Origin of the sequence: Petropleomorpha daqingensis (assembly GCF_013408985.1) — a bacterium.
In the GTDB taxonomy this organism is placed as follows: Bacteria; Actinomycetota; Actinomycetes; order Mycobacteriales; family Geodermatophilaceae; genus Petropleomorpha; species Petropleomorpha daqingensis.
On record NZ_JACBZT010000001.1, the window covers coordinates 938,374 to 958,707 of the forward strand.

General features: G+C 72.4%; 15 protein-coding genes. 8 read left to right on the top strand and 7 right to left on the bottom strand.

Translation table 11 applies throughout. The features are described 5' to 3' along the window. Positions 1-15: 15 nt before the first annotated feature. Both GGQ55_RS04580 and GGQ55_RS04585 read right to left on the bottom strand, forming a co-directional pair. A complete protein-coding gene (locus GGQ55_RS04580) occupies positions 16-1,686 on the bottom strand; it encodes an NTP transferase domain-containing protein (RefSeq protein ID WP_179715325.1) in 1,671 nt (556 codons plus the stop codon). Then, positions 1,683-2,630 (bottom strand): class II aldolase/adducin family protein, encoded by a 948-nt coding sequence (locus tag GGQ55_RS04585; RefSeq protein WP_179715326.1) that lies wholly within the window; start codon positions 2,628-2,630, stop codon positions 1,683-1,685. Before GGQ55_RS04585 ends, GGQ55_RS04580 begins: the two co-directional genes overlap by 4 nt. A gap of 154 nt (positions 2,631-2,784) precedes the next feature. Here GGQ55_RS04585 and glf point away from each other — a divergent pair, with 154 nt between their 5' ends. Continuing rightward, positions 2,785-3,972 carry a UDP-galactopyranose mutase gene (gene glf / locus GGQ55_RS04590; protein ID WP_179715327.1) on the top strand — a complete coding sequence of 396 codons (1,188 nt, stop codon included), beginning with the start codon at positions 2,785-2,787 and terminating at the stop codon, positions 3,970-3,972. Positions 3,973-4,036: 64 nt separating this feature from the next. After that, the gene (locus GGQ55_RS04595; RefSeq protein ID WP_179715328.1) at positions 4,037-5,995 is read left to right on the top strand and encodes a glycosyltransferase; all 1,959 of its coding nucleotides are present in this window, start codon (positions 4,037-4,039) and stop codon (positions 5,993-5,995) included. Between the two features lie 72 nt (positions 5,996-6,067). On the opposite strand, the gene glfT1 is transcribed toward GGQ55_RS04595, so the two are convergent. The 3 genes from glfT1 to wzm are packed head-to-tail and all read right to left on the bottom strand — an operon-like array spanning position 6,068 to position 8,576. Beyond that, the gene (gene glfT1, locus GGQ55_RS04600) at positions 6,068-6,976 is read right to left on the bottom strand and encodes a galactofuranosyltransferase GlfT1 (protein WP_366488742.1); all 909 of its coding nucleotides are present in this window, start codon (positions 6,974-6,976) and stop codon (positions 6,068-6,070) included. Next, positions 6,973-7,740: a galactan export ABC transporter ATP-binding subunit Wzt/RfbE gene (gene wzt / locus GGQ55_RS04605; protein WP_366488744.1), complete on the bottom strand. Its 768-nt coding sequence runs from the start codon at positions 7,738-7,740 to the stop codon at positions 6,973-6,975. The genes glfT1 and wzt overlap by 4 nt, the downstream gene beginning before the upstream one ends. Before the next feature lie 2 nt (positions 7,741-7,742). After that, entirely contained in the window at positions 7,743-8,576 is an 834-nt protein-coding gene (wzm, locus tag GGQ55_RS04610) for a galactan export ABC transporter permease subunit Wzm/RfbD (RefSeq protein WP_179715329.1), read from the bottom strand. 330 nt (positions 8,577-8,906) lie between these two features. On the opposite strand from wzm, the gene GGQ55_RS04615 reads away from it, so the two are divergent. The 6 genes from GGQ55_RS04615 (at position 8,907) to GGQ55_RS04640 (ending at position 15,976) form a co-directional block, all read left to right on the top strand. Next, the gene (locus GGQ55_RS04615; protein ID WP_366488746.1) at positions 8,907-10,463 is read left to right on the top strand and encodes an LCP family protein; all 1,557 of its coding nucleotides are present in this window, start codon (positions 8,907-8,909) and stop codon (positions 10,461-10,463) included. A gap of 257 nt (positions 10,464-10,720) precedes the next feature. Next, positions 10,721-12,892, top strand: coding sequence for an acyltransferase family protein (locus GGQ55_RS04620; RefSeq protein WP_179715331.1), 2,172 nt, complete (start codon positions 10,721-10,723; stop codon positions 12,890-12,892). Then, complete coding sequence (locus tag GGQ55_RS04625; protein ID WP_179715332.1) at positions 12,889-13,674, top strand: TIGR03089 family protein; 786 nt, start codon at positions 12,889-12,891, stop codon at positions 13,672-13,674. The genes GGQ55_RS04620 and GGQ55_RS04625 overlap by 4 nt, the downstream gene beginning before the upstream one ends. A gap of 39 nt (positions 13,675-13,713) precedes the next feature. Next, positions 13,714-14,484, top strand: a complete 771-nt coding sequence (locus tag GGQ55_RS04630; RefSeq protein ID WP_179715333.1) for a CoA transferase subunit A — start codon at positions 13,714-13,716, stop codon at positions 14,482-14,484. Continuing rightward, complete coding sequence (locus tag GGQ55_RS04635) at positions 14,484-15,158, top strand: CoA transferase subunit B (protein WP_179715334.1); 675 nt, start codon at positions 14,484-14,486, stop codon at positions 15,156-15,158. The genes GGQ55_RS04630 and GGQ55_RS04635 overlap by 1 nt, the downstream gene beginning before the upstream one ends. Next, positions 15,155-15,976 (top strand): DUF1028 domain-containing protein, encoded by an 822-nt coding sequence (locus GGQ55_RS04640; RefSeq protein WP_179715335.1) that lies wholly within the window; start codon positions 15,155-15,157, stop codon positions 15,974-15,976. The genes GGQ55_RS04635 and GGQ55_RS04640 overlap by 4 nt, the downstream gene beginning before the upstream one ends. Before the next feature lie 16 nt (positions 15,977-15,992). Here the strand turns inward: GGQ55_RS04640 and GGQ55_RS04645 are convergent, their stop codons facing one another. Further along, entirely contained in the window at positions 15,993-17,015 is a 1,023-nt protein-coding gene (locus GGQ55_RS04645; RefSeq protein WP_179715336.1) for a decaprenyl-phosphate phosphoribosyltransferase, read from the bottom strand. A gap of 146 nt (positions 17,016-17,161) precedes the next feature. After that, a complete protein-coding gene (locus GGQ55_RS04650) occupies positions 17,162-20,311 on the bottom strand; it encodes an arabinosyltransferase domain-containing protein (RefSeq protein ID WP_179715337.1) in 3,150 nt (1,049 codons plus the stop codon). Positions 20,312-20,334: the final 23 nt, after the last annotated feature.

Here is a 20,334-nt window from a genome sequence, read left to right on the forward strand (position 1 = left end):
CGTGCAGTCCCCCGCTCATGCCCAGGTCCGCCCGCTGGCCGTCGGCACGAAGTCGCGGAACGTCCGGTCCAGCTCGGCCCGCGCGGTCGGCGGCACCATCGGGTCGGCGGCCAGCGCGTACGGGTGGTGTACCCACTTGTGGAAGCAGCTCTGCCAGTACCGGAAGGTCTCGTACTCGTCCGGCGTCCCGAGGGACACGAAGCTGTCCAGCAGGAGCACGACCACCGGCCGCCCGGCGGCGACGAAGCGCCGCACGAGGCTGTCGAGGTAGTACTCGCCGTTGACGGTCTCGTCGCTGGACAGCAGCTCCTCGATGTCGGCGGCGGCCGTGCGCGCGGACGGGAAGCTGAAGGTGCCGATGATCACGCCGGCCTCGGCCGGGTCCTCCGGTGCCTCCTTGAGCCACGTGCGCTGCACGAGGCCCTCGTCGTCCCAGGTCACCCAGCCGTACTGCTGCGGCCGGCGCCGGGCCAGCCGGTAGCCCGGGGCGATCCAGACGACGAGGCCGTCGTCGCCCGCGGCGCGCAGCGCCCCTGCCAGGGCGCCTGGTGCCGGACGGGGCACGGCGTCGCAGGCGGTGACGGTGACCGGGCGGTCGGGGGCGCTGTCCAGGAGCGGACGCAGACCGGAGAGCGCGGAGTCGGCCTGCCCGCGGGAGAGCCCCGCGAGCTCGACGACGGCGGCACCCTCGCGGACCGCCAGGTCGGCGACCGCGCCGCCGTCCCCGAGGTCGGACCGCGTGACGACGACCGACTCGGCGCCCGGCACCGCGAGCAGCGCGTGCTCGAGCAGCGTGCGCCCGGCGACGTCGAGCAGCGGCTTGGGCCGGTCGTAGCCGAGATCGGCGAAGCGCTTGCCGGCCCCGCTGGCCAGGACGACGCGCGTGGCGTGGGGCTCGGGCTCGGCCGGGCCCCGGAGCCAGTGCGCCAGGGCGTTGGACCACTCCCGGTACTCCTCGAGGTCCTGCGGGGTCCCCCACTGCATGAAGTGCTGCAGCTCGTAGACGCCCACGGTGAGCCCGAGGTCCAGCACGCTCTTGTAGGTGAGGCTCAGGTAGAACTCGCCGTTGAGCAGGTAACCGGCCTTCACCTGGTGCTCGAGGGCGTCGAGGAGGACCTGCCCGCTGACGAACCCGTAGGTCCCCGACGAGGCGAACTCCGAGTGCGGGTCGTCGGTCCAGGGCTGCTTCTCCTGGATGTCGACGACGTACTGCCCCTCGAGCTTGGGGTAGGCGTAGGACGTCGTGTGCAAGGTGTGGGGGTGGAACCCGCGGTAGGCCGGGATCGCCCCACCGGTCACGACGCCGGAGCCGAGGTAGTCGGCGAAGTCGTCGGCGTCCCAGTAGCTGGTGAAGTCGCAGTAGTTCACGACCACCGGCTTGTCCCGGGCGATGTGGTCGGCCGCCTCCAGGACGGCGTGCCCCGGGCCCAGCTTGTGCGCCGCGACCTCGACGACGGTGCCCTGCGGACGCCGCTCCAGCAGCCGCTCGCGCAGCCGCAGCCGAGGATCTGCCAGGTGGTCGGCGTTGCAGATGAACACCACGTCGTCCCAGCCCGGGTACATGTCGATGACGTGGTCGATCACGGTCTCGCCGTCGATCTCGATCAGCGCCTTCGGGCGGTCGTACCCCGCCGCGGTGAACCGCGAGCTGATCCCGGTCATCGGGATCACCAGCTGCGGCTTCACCGCTCCATCCCGCGTCGCCACTTTTCGGCCTCCCAGTCGACCAGAGCGTCGACCTCGTCGTCGTCCAGGTAGCGCACCGGCGCCGCGGGGTCCGCGTGCGTCGCTGCCGCCACGAAACTGAGCGCGATCTCCCGCGCGTCGGCGGAGAGGTCCTCGCGCACGAGCACCGCACCCTCCGAGGTCACGACGGCCGAGCCGCCGGCGTCGGGCGCGTCGGCGAAGGGACGCCGCCCGAGGAACACCGCCTCGTCGGGGGTCAGGACGCCACCGACGAGCATCCGCGTGCCGGCGGCGTCGAGGCTGCCCGCCGGCGCCAGCTCCGTCGGGTCGTCCCCACCCGGCGTCAGCGGAGTGTCGTCGGCCCGCAGCACCGCCTCCGCCTCGTCGATGAGCTCGCGCGTGCGGTCGGCGGTGCCGGCGGCGGTCAGCAGCCCGTGGTTGCCCAGCAGGAAGACCGTCTCGGCGGAGTCGCCGGCCGCCTCCTGCGCGGCGAGGACGGCGCGGGCGAGCGCGATACCTGGCTTGGCGTAGGGCACCCAGGCGACGGGCGCCACCTCGCGCAGCCGGTCGAGGACGGCGGCGGGCTCGCGCTGCGCGGCGGCCGCGACGGCGCCGACCGAGTGCACGTGGAAGACGTAACGGTGCGGGAGGAGGACGTGCAGCGCCGTCTCGATGGACGGCCGGGAGGCCCGCTCGTCGGCCAGTTCGACGACGACGTGCCGGAGATCCTCCATGCGCAGCACATCCTCCCGTGCGCGCGGGCCGTCGACGCCGACGAAGATCGGCCGGTCCAGCGCCTCACCCAGCCGCGTGCCCGACGCCTTGACCCACACTAGGCCGCCGTCCTTGCCGCTGAGATTGCCCCCGGCCCCCTGCACGAGCCGCAGATCGTCGCCGATGGCTGCCGCGTGCCGGTTCAGTTCGTCCAGAACCTCGCTCCCCACGTGTTGGCAAGCTACCCGAACCGAACCGTCACACGCCGTCACGGCGGGGCCGTCGGGGCGGCGCGGCACCCGTGTGGCTCGTGGTACGAGCGGGACGGGTTCGTCTCGGTCGGTCGCCGGTGGGCGGGTGGCCCCGCCGGTACAGTCGGAAGGCGTGACTGAGCCCAGCCCTGACCTCATCGTGGTCGGCTCCGGATTCTTCGGCCTCACCGTCGCCGAGCGGGTCGCCAGCGAGCTGGACAAGCGCGTCCTGGTGCTGGACCGGCGCGACCACATCGGCGGCAACGCCTATTCCGCGCCCGAACCGGAGACCGGCATCGAGGTGCACGTCTACGGGGCGCACCTGTTCCACACCTCGAACGAGCGCGTCTGGCAGTACGTCAACCGGTTCACCGAGTTCACGAACTACCAGCACCGCGTCTTCACCATCTACCAGGACAAGACGTACTCCCTGCCGATCAACCTGGGCACGATCTGCCAGTACTTCGGCAAGAGCTTCTCCCCCTCCGAGGCGCGTGCCCTCGTGCACGAGCAGGCCGGAGAGCTGGACACCGCCGAGGCCGCCAACCTCGAGGAGAAGGCGATCTCGCTGATCGGCCGCCCCCTCTACGAGGCGTTCATCCGCGGGTACACGAAGAAGCAGTGGCAGACCGATCCCACCGAGCTGCCCGCGGCGGTCATCGCCCGGCTGCCCGTGCGGTACACGTTCGACAACCGCTACTTCAACGACACCTACGAGGGCCTGCCGGTCGACGGCTACACCGCGTGGCTGGAGCGGATGGCCGCGCACCCGAACATCGAGGTGCGCCTGTCCACCGACTACTTCGACGTCCGCGACGAGCTGCCCAAGGACGTGCCGACGGTCTTCACCGGCCCGATCGACAAGTACTTCGACTACGAGGCCGGCGAGCTCGGCTGGCGCACCCTGGACTTCGAGACCGAGGTGCTGCCGATCGGTGACTTCCAGGGCACCTCGGTCATGAACTACGCCGACGAGGACGTGCCGTTCACCCGGATCCACGAGTTCCGGCACTTCCACCCCGAGCGCAAGTACCCCGACGACAAGACCGTCGTCGTGCGGGAGTACTCGCGCTTCGCCGAGACCGGCGACGAGCCGTACTACCCGATCAACACCCCCGAGGACCGCGCCAAGCTCGAGCGCTACCGCCAGCTCGCCCAGAAGGAGGCCGAGGAGCGGCGCGTCCTGTTCGGGGGCAGGCTGGGGACCTACAAGTACCTCGACATGCACATGGCGATCGGCTCGGCCCTCTCCATGTTCGACAACCGCATCCGCCCGTTCTTCGACCAGGGCGAGTCGCTCGACGGCCGCCTCGAGGATTGAGCGGGCCCGGCGGCCAGGACCGCCGCCCGAGACGCACCACCGACCCGGAGGAACTGACCGGCACATGACCAACCACAGCCTCGCGACCGACGAGCCGGTCCTTCCCGACGCCGTCGCCGAGCCCAGTGCGGAGGAGCTGGTACCGGGCAAGGCCGTGCAGCTGCTCCAGCGGGTCCTGATGCCGCGGCCGGCCGACCAGCTCAAGGTCCGCAACCTGTACCTGGACGAGGTGAACTCCGGTCGGGCCAAGGTGCGCGACCGGTTCACCGCCGAGCTCGGCGCCGGCTGGGAGGTCTCGTTCGCGACCTACTTCAACGCCTTCCCCGCCAGCTACTGGCGCCGCTGGAGCGTCCTCGAGAACGTCGTGCTCCGGATGACCCTGTCCGGCGCCTGCCGCGTCGACATCTACCGGTCCAAGGCCGACGGCGAGTCGATGCACGTGACCGGCGCGACCCACGAGGGCGCCGACCGGACGCTGGAGTTCGAGCTCGACCTCGCCCCCTTCGCCGACGGCGGGTGGTACTGGTTCGACATCACCACCGACGAGCCGACCAGCATCCGCGACGCCGGCTGGTACGCTCCCCACGCCCCCGCCGAGGAGCTGAAGCTCGCGGTGGGGATCTGCACCTACAACCGGCCGGTCGACGCCGTCGCCGCGCTCGAGGCCCTGGTCGAGGACAAGACCGTCCGCGACGACCTGCACCTCGTGGTCGTCGCCGACCAGGGCAACAAGCACGTCAAGGACGCCGCGCACTTCCCGGCGGTGGCCGACGCGCTCGGCGACCGGTTGCGCGTGGTCCAGCAGCCCAACCTGGGCGGCAGCGGTGGGTTCGCCCGGACGATCCACGAGTCCTTCACCCGCAGCGAGGCCACGCACGTCGTGCTGCTCGACGACGACATCCAGCTCGAGCCGGACAGCCTGCTGCGGGCTCGGGCCTTCGCCGCCTACGCCAAGGAGCCGATCCTGGTCGGCGGCCAGATGCTGGCGCTGCAGGACCGCTCCGTGCTGCACGCCATGGGCGAGATCGTCGACCGGTCGAACTTCTTCTGGCGCAACGCCCCGAACACCGAGTACTTCCACGACTTCGGCGAGGAGACGCTGCGCGAGTCGCCGGATCTGCACCGGCGCATCGACGTCGACTACAACGGCTGGTGGATGTGCCTCATCCCGCGGCAGGTCTTCGAGACCGTCGGGATGCCGCTGCCGGTGTTCATCAAGTGGGACGACGCCGAGTACGGGCTGCGCGCCTTCGCCGCGGGCTTCCCGACCGTCTCGCTGCCGGGCACCGCGATCTGGCACCTCTCGTGGGGGGACAAGGACGACGCCAGCGACTGGCAGGCGTACTTCCACATCCGCAACCGGCTGATCGCGGCCGCGCTGCACTCCCCGCACAAGCACGGCGGCAGCATGTTCCGCGACATGCTCAAGAACGACCTGCGGTTCCTCATCACGCTGCAGTACTCCACGGTGGAGCTGCACCAGATGGCCTACCGCGACTTCCTCGCCGGTCCGGAGGCGATGTTCGAGCAGATGCCCGCCTCCGTCGTCCGGGCCCGAGAGACCCGCGCCACCCACTCGGACGGACGCGTGCTCTCCTCGGAGGCGGAGCTCCCGCTGCCGTCCATGGCCGCCGCCGAGGCGATCAAGTTCCGGCAGATCCCGGTGAACCCGCTGCAGATCGGCTCGACGCTGGTCAAGGCGATCGCCCACAACGCCTCGCCGGTGGCGCCGGTCAACCGCGAGGTGCCCCAGCTCAACCTCGCCTACCAGGACGCCCGCTGGTTCCTCCTGGCGCGGCTGGACTCGGCGACCGTCGGGACGGCCGACGGCCGCGGGGTCACGTTCCGGCAGCGCGACCCGAAGGCGTTCCGCGCGCTGTTCGCCAACTCCGTGCGCCTGCTCAACCAGATGTCGAAGAACTTCCCGGATCTGCAGCAGCGCTGGCAGGCGGCCGCCGCCGAGCTCACCTCGGTGGACCGCTGGAGCGAGGCCTTCGAGGACTGGGGCTACGAGCGAGTCTGAGCCCCTTCACGACGAAAGAGCCCCCGGGACGGCAGCTGCCGCCCGGGGGCTCTTCGGCGTTCCGGGACCCGGTCAGGCCCGGGTGAACCGCTCGTGCCGGCCGGCGGCCGTGAGCCGCAGCCACTCCCGCCACCCGGCCCGGTCGCGCCGCGTGACGAGGAAGAACCAGCCGAACCGGAGGAACTCCAGCGGCAGCAGCCAGCGCATGCCCGGCTGCGCCATGAGGTATCCCCGGTTGCGATAGGTGAAGAACCGCTTGACCTCGTCGGCGGGGTACTGCGCGGACAGCCGCCCGCCGAGGATGTCCTCGAACTCGGTGGTCCCCTCCGGGTGGACGTAGGCGGCCTGCGGGCAGGTGCCGAACGGCAGACCGGCGCGCAGCAGCCGCCGGTGGATCTCGGTCTCGTCGCCGCGGAAGAACAGCCGGTAGTCGGGTACGCCGACCACGTCCAGCGCGTCGGCCCGGAACAGCGCGCCGTTGAACAGCGAGGCGTACCGGGGCAGCAGGTCCAGACCGGCGAAGTCGCTGCGCCGGCGTCGCCACCGCAGCCCCCGCCGCAGCGGGAAGGCCAGCCGCTCCGGGTCGGCCTTGTCGGTCACCAGCGGCGAGACCTCGGCCAGGCCGTGCGTGCGGGCGGAATCCAGCAGTGTGGCGAGGACGGTGTCGTCGGCCGGGCGGCCGTCGTCGTCGGCGCACCACACCCAGTCCGCGCCGAGGGAGAGCGCGTGCAGCATCCCGAGCGCGAAGCCACCGGCCCCCCCGAGGTTCCGGCGGCTCGGCAGGTAGGTGACCGGCAGCCCGCAGGACCGCACGACCTCCTCCACCGACTGCTCGGGACCGTTGTCCACGACGATGACGTGGTCGACCGGACGGGTCTGCGTCGCGATCGCGGCGAGGCTCTCCGCGAGCAGGTCCCGGCGGTACCGGGTGACGACGACGACGACGATCCGCTCGGCGTCCGCCGGAGCAGCAGCGCTCACGCGGCGTGCCCCTTGTAGGCCCGCAGGACCTCCTCGATCTCGCCCTGGCGCTTCACCTGGCCGTGCTCCATCCAGATGGCGGTGTCGCAGAGCTCGCGCAGGAACTCGTCGGAGTGCGAGGCGAACACCAGCAGGCCGGAGCGCTCCACCAGCTCGGCGAGGCGCTTCTTCGACTTCTCCAGGAAGGCCGCGTCCACCGCGCCGATGCCCTCGTCGAGCAGCAGGATCTCCGGGTCGATGCTGGTGACCACGCCCAGCGCCAGCCGCACGCGCATCCCGGTCGAGTAGGTGCGCAGCGGCATCCGGAGGAAGTCCCCGAGCTCGGTGAACTCGGCGATGTCGTCGACGCGCTCCTCCATCTGCTTGCGGGTCATCCCCAGGAACAGCCCGCGGACGATGATGTTCTCCAGGCCCGAGATCTCGGGGTCCATGCCCACGCCGAGGTCGAAGACCGGCGCGACGCGGCCGCGGATCTGCGCCGTCCCGCGCGTCGGTTCGTAGATGCCCGAGAACAGCCGCAGCAGCGTGGACTTGCCGGCGCCGTTGTGCCCCACGAGCCCGACCCGTGCACCGTGCTCGAGGTGCAGCGTGATGCCGCGCAGGGCCTCGATGATCGGCACCTTGGACTCGCTGGCGATGTTCCCGCCGACCAGGCCCATCATCGTCTTCTTCAGCGAACGGCTCTTCGCGTCGAAGATCGGGAAGTCGACGCACGCGTCGGTCGCGGTGATGCTGACCTCGGGGAGGTCCGGGAGGAGGCTCACGTTCACACCCAATACGAGACTCGGGAACGGTAGCGGCGCAGCACGACCATCGTCAGCGCCCAGCCCACCACCGTGATCACGAGGGCCACGACCCAGAAGCGCAGCTCCTGGGGCTCGCCCAGCATCGGCCGCCGCAGGATCTCGACGAAGTGGAGGAAGGGGTTGAGCTCGGCGAGGCGGGCACGCTCGGCGATCGCCGGGTTGGGGCTGTTGAGCAGGTCCCGGTAGATCCAGACGATCGGCGTCAGGAAGAACGCCAGCTGGACGATCGACTGCGTGATGGGGGTCAGGTCCCGGAACCGGGTGGTCACGACCCCGAGCAGGAGGGCGACCCAGGCGCCGTTGAGGACGAGGACGACGAAGGCCGGGATCGCCGCGAGATCCGACCAGTGCAGGTTCTGGGGGAAGACGATCAGCATGATCGCGTAGACCACCAGGTTGTGCAGGAAGAAGAGGGTCTGCCGCCACACGAGGCGGTAGACGTGCACCGACAGTGGCGCCGGGAGGTGCGTGATGAGCCCGACGTTGGAGATGAAGACCTCGGACCCCTCGCTGATGCAGCCGGCGATGAAGTTCCAGATGATGAAGCCGACCAGGATGTAGGGCAGCTGGATCGACAGGTCGTTGCCGAACAACCCGGCGTAGAGGACACCGAGGGCGATGGCGGTGACCGCCATGGTGATCGAGATCCAGATCGGACCGAGCACCGAGCGCCGGTAGCGCTGACGGATGTCCTGCCAGCCGAGATGGGCCCACAGCTGTCGCTGCGTCCACCCGGTGCGCAGATCGAGGAGCGCCGCACGGTACGTACGACCGCCGAGTTGTGCCGATGCCACGCCCACTCACGCTACCTGGGAGCCGATCCGGCCGATGGTACGAACCATTTCTTCCGCAACCCGTGGGTCACGTGGGGGAAACGAGGGTGGACGGACTCGCCACCGCCCGTCGTAGGCCTTCCCGACCACTGTGACTGATGGGCCGATTGCGCACATCCGGGGCCAGGCGGGCGCGGCCCCGGACGGTGACGGACGGTTCCCCGTGTCGGTTCGCCGGATGGTCCGCGGCCGATGTCAGCATCGTTCTCGCCGGCTGCCCGCCGGTCGCGCCGGAGCGGGGTCGTCACCCGCGACACGTGCCCGGCGAGGACACGCACGAGGGGGACATCCGTGAGCCGAGACCGCTTCGAGCAGGAGGACCACCTCGGTCGTCCGCTCCCCCCGCGGCTCGACCCGCGCGCCGGCCGTCCCGCCCGTTCCCGCCCTGCCGACAACGGTGCCGCCGCCCCGCGGCCGCGCACCCGGCCATGGGCGCACGTGGCGCGGGTCGTCGCCGCCGTGCTCTCGCTCGCGCTGCTGGCCACGAGCGGCTGGGGCTGGTACCTCGGTCAGGTCGCCGACGCCTCGGTGAACCGCACCGACGCGATCCCAACCTCCGGCAACGACGACACGTCGCACACGGGCGCGGACATGAACCTGCTGCTGGTCGGGCAGGACGGCCGCGAGGACCTCACCCCCGCGCAGCTCGCCGAGCTGAACGCCGGCGCCAACGACTCCGGCGGCATGAACACCGACACGATGATCCTGGTGCACGTGCCCGCCGACGGGTCGCGCGCCTCGTTCGTCTCCTTCCCGCGCGACTCCTACGTGCAGATCCCCGGCCACGGCAAGGACCGGCTCAACGCCGCCTACGCCTACGGCTACCAGTCGGCCGGCGCGGACGCCGACGACAGCGCCAAGGAGGCGGCCGGCTCCCAGCTGCTCGTGCAGACCATCAGCCAGCTGACCGGGCTGCAGATCGACCACTACGCGGAGGTCGACCTGCTCGGCTTCTTCAAGCTCGCCACGGTGGTCGGCGGCGTCGAGGTCAACCTGTGCGCCCCGGTCGACGACCGCCAGTACTCCGGCGCGTACTTCCCGGCCGGCGTGCAGACGATCACGGGCGCCGACGCGCTGAAGTTCGTCCGGCAGCGGCACCACATCGGCAACACCAGCACCGACTTCGACCGCATCCGGCGCCAGCAGGTGTTCATCGCCGGCGTCCTGCGCAAGCTCCTCTCGGAGGACGTCCTGCTCGACCTCGGCAAGCAGCGGCAGCTCGTGCAGGCGGCGGCCGAGTCGCTGACGGTCGACCAGTCGCTGAACCTGCTCCAGCTGGCTCAGCAGATGCAGTCGGTGACCGCCGGGAACATCGAGTTCCAGACCGTGCCCAACCTGGGGACCGGCAAGGTGGACGGCAAGGACGTCGTCCGGCTGGCCGACACGAGCACCCTGCACTCGTTCTTCGCCCAGCTGTCCGCCGACCCGGCGCCGCAGACCCAGGACACCACGACCGCCACGCCCGCAGCCCCCGCGACGGTGGCGCCGGGCACGGTGACCGTCGAGGTCTACAACGGCTCCGGCACACCGGGCCTGGCGGGCAAGGCGGCCACCGCGCTGCAGAGCGCCGGGTTCGTCGTCGGCACCACGGGCAACGCCGACTCCAGCAACTACGCCAAGACCGAGATCCGCTACGCCCCCGGCGACGACGCACTGGCCAACACCCTGGCCGCCCGCGTCCCCGGTGCCACCCTCACGCCGCTGGCCACCGCCACGAAGGGCACCGTGCAGCTGGTCATCGGCAAGGACTTCAACGGCGTCGGCCAGGCGGTCGCGCCGAGCGCGCCGGCGGCGCCGACGGAGGGCGAGGAAGCCCGCACCGCCGCGGACACCACCTGCATCAACTAGACGTGCGGGACCCGGCGGACCCACGCTGCGGGAGAGACGAATGTTGCAGTTCAGGACCGGTCCGTCACCCCGTGCGCTCGTTAGACTCCGACACGAGCACGGGCGGGAAACGCCTGTCGGGATGCTTCCCGACCCAGCCGACGGGGTGATCCCGGATCGATCCTCGGGCCGCAGAAGCCGCCTGTGCGGACGGTCCGCGATGCGCCCGTCTCCGGGCGGTGAGCCCGATCCACGAAGCCGATGAGGAGAGCGCGCGAGTGACGGCCACCATGGAGCGCCCGCAGGACGTCGACCGGCCGCGGCCGCCCGCGTCAGGCGATGCACGCCCGGCTCGCTCCCGCGAGGTCCGCGTCGAGATCCAGGCGCTGCGCGCGCTGGCGATGTCGCTGGTCGTCCTGTACCACGTCGTCCCCGACCGGGTCCCCGGTGGCTACGTGGGCGTCGACGTCTTCTTCGTCGTGTCCGGCTTCCTGATCACCAGCCACCTGATGCGCGAGGTGCGGCGCGAGGGACGCATCCACCTGGCGCAGTTCTGGGCCCGCCGGGCCCGCCGGCTCCTGCCCGCTGCGCTGCTCGTGCTGCTGGTGAGCGCGGTGGCCGTCTTCGCGTTCGTCCCGCAGACCAACTGGCAGGGCTTCCTGCGCGAGATCGGCGGATCGGCTCTCTACGTCGAGAACTGGGTCCTCGCCGGCGATGCGGTCAACTACCTCGCCGCCGACAACCTCGCCTCCCCGGCCCAGCACTACTGGTCGCTGTCCACGGAGGAGCAGTTCTACCTCGTCTGGCCGCTGCTGATCCTGGCCGCCGTCTGGCTGGCCGCCCGGCTGCGGACCCGGGTCTCGCTGGTCGCCGGCGCCCTCGGCATCGTGACCGTGGCGTCCTTCGGCTACTCGCTCTGGGCGACCACCTACTCCCCCTCCTCGGCCTACTTCGCCACCCCCGCCCGGGCGTGGGAGTTCGGCCTCGGTGGTCTGCTGGCCCTGCTCGCCGCCTCGCCGCTGGCCGGTCGCGACGGGGTGCGGGCCGTCGTGTCGTGGGCCGGGTTCGGCGCGATCGCGTTCTCGGCCTTGGCCTTCTCGGCCGTGACGCCGTTCCCCGGCACGGCGGCGCTGTGGCCCGTGCTCGGCACGGTGGCGGTCATCTGGGCCGGCTCACCGCGGGGCGACTGGAGCCCGACGAAGGTCGCGGACTTCGGCCCGGTGCGGTTCCTGGGAGACGTCTCCTACTCGGCCTACCTCTGGCACTGGCCGGCGGTGATCATCCTCCCCTACGCCCTGGGCCACGACCTGGGCACGCGGTCGAAGATCGGCGTGCTCGTGTTCACCGTGGTGGCCGCGTGGCTGACCAAGGTGCTCGTCGAGGACCCGGTGCGCACCGGCACCTTCCTCAACCGCCGCCGGGCGAGGGTCACCTTTCTCGCGACGCTGCTGAGCACCGGCCTGGTCGTGGCCACGGCCGCCGGTGGGTGGTTCTACGTCCAGACGCGGATCGACCAGGCGCGGGCCGCGGCGGCCGAGTTCGCCGGGGGCGGGGATCCGTGCTTCGGCGCCGGCGCGATGGACGCCGACAGGGGCTGCGCGAACCCCTTCGCCGTCACCTCGACGGTCGACCCGGCCTTCGCCAAGGACGACCTGTCCAGCGGCATGTTCTGCCTGACCAACGACACCTCCACCGAGCTGGCCCCGTGCCGGCACGACGTGGCGGGATCGACGGGGACCGTCGCACTCATCGGCGACTCGCACGCCGCGTCCTGGTGGGAGGCCGTCCAGGGTCTCGCCGACGACCAGCGGCTCTCGGCGGTGCTCTACGCCCACTCCGGCTGCCCCGCCCTGTCCACGGACTCGTTCACCGGGCCCCGGATGGACCCGGCCCAGCCGGCCGCCTGCGCGGAGTGGAGCCGGGACGTCATCGCCGCCGTGGCCGCCGACCCCTCGGTGACGACGGTCTTCACGACCTACCGCTCCGACATCTACAAGTACGTCACCCCGGACGGCTCGCTGGTGAACCAATGGCCCGCCCCGGTCGTGCAGTCGGCCCTGCAGCCGCTCGTCGACGCGGGCAAGAAGGTCTACGTCATCCGCGCGCTGCCCACCACGAACGGGGTCTCCCCGGACGGCGAGCTGGGTGACCGCGAGGTCCCGGTGCCCGACTGCATCGGCGCGTCGCACACCACCGAGGACCCGTGTGCCGGGCCGCGCAGCGAGCGGGTCACGCCCGACTCGATCGCCGACGGTGTGCAGGGCATGCGCGGCGTGCAGGTCCTCGACCTCACCGACTCCTTCTGCGACCCGCGGCTGTGCCACGCGGTGATCGGTGGCGTGGTCGTCTACTGGGACGGCAGCCACATCACCAAGACGTTCTCGACGTCCCTGGCGCCGTTCCTCACGACGGCGTGGCTGGCGCACGGCGGGGACGGTCCCGGGCGGTGACCCCGGCCGACCTGCTCGACGGCGCGCTCCGCCGCAACGCGGCGGCGCCGCTGGTCACCTCCTACGACGACGCGACGGGTGAGCGGGTCGAGCTGTCGGCGACCACGCTGGCCAACTGGGTGGCCAAGACGGCGAACCTGCTGCAGCAGGAGTTCGACGTCGAGGCCGGCCGCAGCGTGGCCGTCGCCCTGCCGGTGCACTGGCAGACCGCCGCCGTGCTGCTCGCCGTGTGGGCCTGCGGCGCCACGGTTCTCGACAGCCCGGCCGAGGACGACGGCGCGCTCGCCGACGCCGACGTCGTCCTCGTGGCCCAGGACCGGCTGCCCGCGGTCGAGGAGGTCGCCACCGGCGAGGTGCTGGGCCTCTCCCTGCACCCGCTGGGCCTGGGCATGACCGGCTACTCCGGCTCGGCCCGCGACTTCGCGCTGGAGGTGCGCGGCGCCGGCGACCGGTTCGTCCCGTGGTCGCCGCCGGACCCCGCCGCACCCGGCCTGCGGGCCGGCGGGCTCGAGCTGACCCTGGGCGGGCTGACCGCCGCCGCGCAGGAGCTGGCCACCCGGCTCGGGCTGACCGACGGCGACCGCGTCCTCGTCGACGAGGCGAGCGCCGCGGAGGCCGGCCCGGTCGCCTGGCTGCTCGCTCCCCTGGCCGCCGGTGCCTCCCTCGTGCTGTGCCGGCACCCCGACCCCGCGGGGCTGGCCGCCCGCGCGGCCGCGGAACGGGTCACGGCTACGCTCGGACCCGAGATCGACGGCATCCGCGCACTGGGACGGCCCGCCTGAGGGTCGCCTCCGGCGCGCCTTTCGAACGGTGGTTCGTGCATGGACAAGGTGGTCGCCAGCGCCCGGGAGGCAGTGGCCGACATCTCCGACGGCGCCACGCTCGCCGTCGGCGGATTCGGGCTCTGCGGGGTCCCGATCAAGCTCATCGACGCCCTTCTCGAGCAGGGCACGAACGAGCTGACCACGATCTCCAACAACTGCGGCGTCGACGACCAGGCGCTGGGCGTGCTGCTCTACGCCGGCCGGATCCGCAAGACGATCAGCTCCTTCGTCGGCGGTAACAAGGAGCTGGCGCGGCTGTACCTGTCCGGCCAGCTGGAGGTCGAGCTGACCCCGCAGGGCACGCTCGCCGAGCGGCTGCGCGCCGGCGGCGCCGGCATCCCGGCGTTCTACACGCCCACGGGCGTCGGCACGCTGGTGGCCAACGGCGGCATCCCGATCCGCTACGACGCCGACGGCAAGGTCGTCGAGGCCAGCAAGCCCAAGGAGGTCCGCGAGTTCGACGGCCGCCAGTACGTGATGGAGACCGCGCTGACCGCCGACTTCGGCCTGGTCCGCGCCGCCGTCGGCGACCGGCACGGCAACCTGGTCTTCCACGAGTCGGCCCGCAACTTCAACCCGCTGGCCGGCATGGCCGGCGCGGTGACCATCGCCGAGGTGGAGCAGCTGGTCGAGCCCGGCGAGATCCGCCCGGAGGACGTGCACCTGCCCGGGGTGTACGTGCAGAAGGTGGTCGAGGTCGGCACCGAGGGCAAGAAGATCGAGTTCCGCACCACCCGGCCGCGTGCCGAGAAGGAGGCGTCGGCCTGATGGCGCTCACCCGTAATGAGCTGGCCGCCCGCGTGGCCCAGGAACTGGTCGACGGCCAGTACGTGAACCTCGGCATCGGCATGCCCACGCTGGTCCCCAACTACGTCCCGGACGGCGTGCACGTCGTGCTGCACAGCGAGAACGGGATCCTCGGCGTGGGCCCCTACCCGTACGAGGGCGAGGAGGACGCCGACCTGATCAACGCCGGCAAGGAGACCGTGACGATCCTGCCGGGAGCGAGCTTCTTCGACTCGTCGGCCTCCTTCGGCATGATCCGCGGCGGCGCGCTCGACCTCGCCATCCTCGGCGCCATGCAGGTCAACATCCGGGGCGACCTGGCCAACTGGCTGATCCCCGGCAAGATGGTCAACGGCATGGGCGGCGCGATGGACCTCGTCCAGGGCGCCAAGCGGGTGATCGTGATGATGGAGCACGTCGCCCGCGACGGCTCGGCCAAGATCGTCGAGGAGTGCACGCTGCCGCTCACCGGGCCGGCCTGCGTCGACCGGATCATCACCGACCTCGCCGTCGTCGACGTCACCGACGAGGGCCTGGTGCTGCGCGAGATCGCGCCCGGCGTGACCGTCGAGGAGGTCGTCGAGAAGACCGGCGCGAAGCTCACCGTGCCCGACGACGTCCCGACGATGTCGATCCCCGCTGCTGCTGCCGGGTGACCTTCTCGGTCCTCGCGCGCGATCCCGAGACCGGTGAGCTCGGCATCGCCGTGTCCTCGTGCATCCTCGCCGTGGGCCGGGCGGTGCCGAGCGTGCGCCCGGGGGTCGGGGTGGTCGCCGTCCAGGCCCGCAGCCGCCGGGGTCTGGGCACGTCGCTGCTCGCCGGCCTGGCCGATGGCGCCTCCCCCGACGAGCTGGTGAAGCGGGCGGCGCACTCGGCCGAGGACGCCGACCGGCAGATCGCCGTCCTGGACGCCACCGGCCGGGTCGCCGCCGACACCGCGCCGGGCTCCTTCCCCGTCAGCGGGCACGTCCTGGGCGACGGCTGGAGCGTGCAGGGCAACATGCTCGCCTCGACCGACGTCCTCCCGGCGATGGCGCAGGCGTTCGTCGCGGCCGGTGGCGGGCTGCCCGACCGGCTGCTCGCCGCGCTGACCGCCGGGCAGGACGCCGGCGGCGACGTCCGGGGGCGTCAGTCCTCGGCGCTGCTGGTCGTCGGGGCCGACCCGGTCAGCGACGAGGACGACGGCGTGCGCATGGACCTGCGGGTCGACGACTCCGGCGACCCGGTGGCCCAGCTGCGGATGCTGCGCAACCTGCAGCGGGCCTACGACGAGCGCGACTACGACACCCTCGCGCTGTTCGCCCCCGAGGGCGCCCGCGACCTCTACGCCGCCCTCGCGGCTTCCCGCCGGGGCGACCGGGCCGCCGCCCGGACGGCGCTCGAGGCGCTGAGCACCCGGCCGGGCTGGTCGGCGTGGCTGGCGTCGATGGCCGGCGACGCCCGCCTGGCCGGCGTGCAGCGGCTGCTCGGCTAGCGGCGGACGTCGGTCCTCAGTTGATGACGCCGAGGGAGAACACCACGGCCCAGACGACGCCGATGCCGACCAGGAACCGGTCGCGCAGCAGGATGTCCTCCGGCGCGCCGGCGGTGCCGCGGTCGACGTCCACGGCGTAGCGCAGCAGCCCCAGGACGAACGGCGCGATGGAGATCGTCGTCCACGGCACCCCGCTCGCATCGCGCAGCTCGAAGGCCCACAGGCAGTACACCGTGCAGGTGACGCCGGCCGACATGCTCCAGACGAACCTGAGGTAGCTGGCCGAGTAGGAGACCAGGCTCTTGCGGGTGGCGCCGGCCCCCTCGCCCATCGCCAGGATCTCCGCGTACCTCTTGCCGGCGACGATGAACAACGCGCCGAAGGACGCCACGAGCAGGAACCACTGGGACGGCGCGATCCCCGCGGCGGCGCCGCCGGCGACCCCCCGCAGCAGGAAACCCGAAGCCACGACCGCGAGGTCGATGACCGGTTGGTCCTTGAGGAACAGCGAGTAGCACACGGAGATCGCGACGTACGCGCCCAGGACGCCGGCCAGCGCCGGGCGCGTCAGCAGGACCGCCGCGGCCAGGGATCCGGCGAGCAGCACGACCGCCACGGCGACGGCCACGCGCGGCGGCAGCGCCCCCGAGGCGACCGGCCGGAAGCGCTTGCGCGGGTGCTGGCGGTCGGCGTCGGCGTCCCGGACGTCGTTGATCAGGTAGACGCCGCCGGAGACCAGGCAGAACAGGACGAACGCGACCAGGACCGCGAGCAGGACGCGGGGCTGCGCGATCGAGCCAGAGGCGAGCGGCACGGCGAACACGAGCACGTTCTTCGCCCACTGCCGGGGCCGCAGCCCCTGGACGATGCTGCCGACCAGCGTGCCGGGTGCCGAGCTGCGGACGGGAGCGGTCGGCTCACCGGAGACCGGCGCGACGGCGCTCTCGTTGATCGCGAAGTTGCCCTCGAAGCCGGTCCGCGGCACCTCGGTGCCCCGGGCCGTGCGGGGATCATCGCGCCCGACACCCTCCGAGACCATCGGCGACCCCTCCCTCCCGCGCTCCGTCGTCCCTCGTCCCACCTCACCAGGGGTGACCGCCGCAACGCTGCGGAAAACACACCGTACGGCGCGGCCGAGGCGGGCGGGAGCCCCGGACGGGGGATCCGGAGGTCACCGAGAGTGCATCACGGGCCCTGCCAGCCGAGCCGCTCGGTCCGCTCCACGTGCAGGTCGTAGGCGTCGACCGGGTAGGGCAGGCCGAAGCGCTGGACCTGGAACGCCTCGACGCCGGGGGACCCGTCGATGACCCCGGCCAGCTCGGTCATCGACGACGTCCGGGCGATGGGGGCGAACAACCCTCCCCGGCCCAGCGTCCACGTGGCGTCGTGGACGCCGCTGGTCTGCGGGTTGTCCACCCACAGCACCCCGTACCGCGCCGGTTCGGTGATGCCGAAGTGGGTCAGCGGCTGGCGCTGGCAGGGGAAGAGGAACGCGAGCTGCCAGGCCAGCGCGACCGGCGCGCCGGCGGGCAGGTACCGCGTCAGCGGGACCAGCGGCGCCACGGACGGACCGGTGAAGGCCAGCCAGCCGCCGTTCCCGCCCGAGAGGTCCTCCGCGACCAGCCGGACCGACGTGGCACCGTCGGCACGGGCGGCCGCGACGTCCAGGGTGAACGTCCGCCAGATCGGGGCGTCCTCGGTGTCGGTCAGCTCCTGGGTGTGCACGACCGTCGGCTGCCCGGCGCCGGTGCCGGACCCGTACTCGACGGTGAGCCGGTTGCCCTCACCCAGCAGGCCGGCGGCGAGGACGACGAGATCCTGGCCCTCCCCGACGTCGGGCAGCCGGTACCAGGACGTCGTCATCGATCCGGTGCGGTCCTCCCCGTCGGGTCCGACGAGCGACCCCCAGACCTCGGAGCTGGCGGCCTTCCCCACGGGCGTGGGCGGCGGTCCCGGCTGGAACCAGCCGCCGTCGGTGACGAACGCGGAGCCGGGGTCGGGCGGCGGGGCCGGCACCGCCACGTCGAGCGGCCGCGCCGCGTCGAGATCTGTCACCCGCACGGCCCCCGCCGCGTCGCAGCCGTGGGAGAGCGGATCGGTGAGCGCGTCGGCCCACGGCGACCAGGTCGCCACCGTCCGGAGCGTCGCGTAGCCGAAGCCGCCGACCAGGTAGCCCAGCGTGGTTCCCAGGAAGACGGTCACCACCAGAGGGACGGCGACCAGCCACGGCGGCGCGCCCCGCCGCTCGTCCGGCGCCGCGCGACGGCGTCGCCACAGCGCGACCCCCGCGACGACGAGCACCGCGACGACCGCCCAGACGAGGAGGCTTCCGAAGCTGACCGGGCCGACGAACGGCGGCACGCCGGCGTGCGGCATCCCGGGCAGCCAGGTGTAGGCCCACTGGTTCGGCCCCTGGAAGCTCAGCGCGAAGGCCACGACCCCGCTGCCGAGCACGGCCAGCGGCACGGGCCATCCGATCCGCCGCCCGCCGGTCACCTCTCGCACCAGCGCCGGGGCGGACACCAGCACCAGCGTGAGGAACGCCGGCCCCAGCCCGAACATGGCACCGAAGTGGTGGGTCCACTTGCTCGGGGTCAGCCACAGCATGAGGAAGGCCAGCCCCAGAGAGGGACCGGCGAGGCGCAGGGCCGGCGACATGCGCACCCCGCGCATCCGCGCGGCCACCGCGAGCGCGACGAACCAGCCCAGCGCGACCAGCGCGAGCAGCACGGCGGCGCGCTTGGCGTAGGAGCCCATCGGGTTCGGGCTGAGCAGGAACATGTACCGCTGCCACTCGTCGTACCAGTGGTTCTGGCCCGACATGGTCACGAACAGCTCCTGCGCCCGGAGGAACTCGTGCAGCGTCCCGTCGGCGAACGCGGCGGCCACGGGGAAGGCACCGGGCGCCAGCAGCAGCACCGTGCGGGTCAGGACCGTGATCCGGTCGGCACCCTCGCGCACCAGCGGGATCAGACGGGGCAGGGCGACCAGGAGGGGCGCCAGCGCGACGAAGCCGGTGGGGTGGCAGGCGATGGCCAGGCCGGCGGCGCCGAACGCCACCCCGAAGGGGAACAGCCGACCGCCGCGCAGCCCGGCGGCGACGCAGACCAGCACGACCGTGGCCAGGAAGCCGACCACCGCCTCCGGCCGCACGCCCATGCCGTACGGCAGCCACCAGGCGAGGAAGGTCAGGCCCAGCAGGACGAATGCGCCCAGCCGCGGCCACGGCCGGCTCGCCCACGCGGCCGGCAGCGCGCCCGGCCGGGCGAGGAAGCGCCGGAGCAGGACCCACGTGCCCAGTCCGAGGGCGAGCGCCGGCACGCGCAGGACCACCGGGCTGTCGCCCACCACCTGCCACCAGCCGAGCACCCGGTAGAACCAGGTGAAGGGGGTGAACGACTGGTTGAGCAGCTGGTAGTAGTTGCCGACGAAGCCGGTCGCGTCGGAGTTGCGGGCCATCGCGGCGTAGTAGCCGTCGTCGTCCGACAGCGGGGCGATGAACCACCAGAGGGCCATCGTCCCGATCACGGCCACGTCCACGAGGACGACGAGCCGCCGGACCGCTCCCCCGCGGACGGCGCCTTCTTCCGCTGGGGCCTCCTCGGACGGCGCGGGGCGACGGTCCTGGCGACGGTCCTGGCGACGCAGGGCGACCAGCGAGCCGATCGCCGAGAGCAGCAGCACGGCGATCAGGACCTTCTTCGCCGGCGCGGGGGTGCTGTTGAACTGGTCGTCGACGGTCAGCTCGACGCGCAGGTCGTCGGCGGCCGGAAGGCGGTCGGCGCTCGTGACCAGCACGTCGACGTCAGGGAGCACGCCGGTGCCGGCCCGCGGCTGGACCGAGGCCACCCGGACGCCGTCCCGGTCGACGGTCAGGGCACCGGCGTCGGCCCGCAGCGAGTAGCGGCAGTCCCCCGCGGGGACGTCCTCCGCGAGCACGTCGCGGCCACGGTCGAGGATGGACAGCGCTCCGTCGCGGACGGTGACGAGCAGGCCGTCCGATCCGGCCGCCGGGTGGTCAGGGACGATCGTGGACAGCACGACACCGTCAGCCGTCGCGCCGGCCACCCGGGCCGCCGCGCAGCTGAACTCGGCCCGGAGCGAGACCGGCTGCTCGTTGGTCAGCTCGAGCATCGTGGAGACCGGCCGCTGCGGGTCCTGCGGCCAGCTCACCGTCGGTGTGCTCATCGCGACCGGCGCCAACGGCAGCAGCGCCGCGCTCACCAGAGCCACGAGGCCCAGCACCAGGGCGAGGACCGGCCGCCGGCCACGGCCGGCCGGTGCCGGGGACTCCGGGACCTCGGCGTCGGCCGGATCCCGTTCCGCTACGTGCACCCGCGATCCTCCTTCGTCTGCCC

What these genes read in the sequence shown, in the direction of transcription:
- GGQ55_RS04595 (WP_179715328.1), top strand. Translation starts at nt 4,037, where the DNA reads ATGACCAACCACAGCCTCGCGACCGACGAGCCGGTCCTTCCCGACGCC.
- GGQ55_RS04630 (WP_179715333.1), top strand. Translation starts at nt 13,714, where the DNA reads ATGGACAAGGTGGTCGCCAGCGCCCGGGAGGCAGTGGCCGACATCTCC.
- GGQ55_RS04635 (WP_179715334.1), top strand. Translation starts at nt 14,484, where the DNA reads ATGGCGCTCACCCGTAATGAGCTGGCCGCCCGCGTGGCCCAGGAACTG.
- GGQ55_RS04645 (WP_179715336.1), bottom strand. Translation starts at nt 17,015, where the DNA reads ATGGTCTCGGAGGGTGTCGGGCGCGATGATCCCCGCACGGCCCGGGGC.